Below are 1,212 nucleotides of genomic sequence, written 5' to 3' on the forward strand. Positions count from 1 at the left end.
TCTACAAATCACCGCATAACCCGACTAATATCGCCGTCAAATTCATAGACGAGGATGGCCATTACCTCCGCTTTATTGAAGAAGTGAATTATGCGACCTTATATCATGTCTCCTCGCCAAAAATCCTGGCTTATATGGACTTGGGCAAAAAGCCGATGCCTTACACGGTTAGCCTGTTCAATAGCGCAAATGTCATTGATACCGCACCCCGCGCCCGTATTCTTGTCATGGCGCAAAGCGCCCATGATATGGGGCGCAAGGGCACAGGCATTATTGTCTACCGCTTTGATGAAAAAACACAAACCCTGACACGCCTCTGGGCGCCGGACGGCCCGCCCAGGCACCGCCTCATTAAAAACCCGGATGATCTCTGGGAAGCCTAGTCCTTGCCCTTTTATGGGTGAAGGCCAGAAAGGCTGATCATGAAACAAGGGTTATTAATAAAAAAAGGGAATAAACAATTTTGGACAGTATAAAATTCAGAAATAAAATCCTGCAAAAATTCAATTCGTTTTATGGGTTGATCGCGCTCATTTTGGCCGTCTTTGCGCTGCTCATGTATCTGGCAGGCGCGGACTTTGGGCCGATGACAAGAAGCCCCGCTGCCATGCTCAGCGTATCCACTGACGGGCGTTATGTGGTGTCGACCCATTACGGGCGTTATTTAATCCTCTGGGATATTGAAAAGCGGCAAAAAAAGGTGTTAAACCGCCATGCCAGCATTTATAGCGCCTATTTTATCCCCGACACCCATTGTTTTTTATGGCAGGATGCCAATACCCTGGCAGTATATGCGCAATCCATAGACGGGACCATCATCAAAACCCTGAACCCGGGCTTCCCGGTCTATGGCCATGTGATGGCTGCCGATTTAAAGCACTATATGGCCTCAGAAAATAACTGGAGCCTGTATCAGCTGAAAGACGGGCAATGGCAACGCTTTCATGAAGGGTTTAACGACCTCCCGGGTTCCCCCCTTCTTTTGCAGTTAACCCTAAAGGATAAGCTGCTGCTGACCGCAGGCCATGCCAGTTCAACTTACCCATTTAAAATCGGCGTGAAACGAAGCGATCTAGTTCCTGGTCTGCCGCGCCATGCTGATGCCTCCTATCTTGAAGGCATTGTATTGTGGGATGCAGAAACGGGGAAGCCCCTCAGGAAATTTATCGGCCTGGTCGGAAAATCCAAGGCCGATTTAAGCCCTGATGGGCA

General features: G+C 49.1%; 2 protein-coding genes. Both read left to right on the forward strand.

Annotated features, from left to right (window positions below):
- Positions 1 to 383 (forward strand): hypothetical protein (locus tag Llon_RS11030; protein ID WP_202813357.1); only part of this gene is annotated, 383 nt, incomplete at its 5' end.
- Positions 384 to 463: 80 nt separating this feature from the next.
- On the forward strand, positions 464 to 1,212 hold a 749-nt coding region (locus Llon_RS11645; protein WP_202813358.1), incomplete at its 3' end, for a WD40 repeat domain-containing protein.

Origin of the sequence: Legionella londiniensis (genome assembly GCF_001467825.1) — a bacterium.
Taxonomy (GTDB): domain Bacteria; phylum Pseudomonadota; class Gammaproteobacteria; order Legionellales; family Legionellaceae; genus Legionella_A; species Legionella_A londiniensis.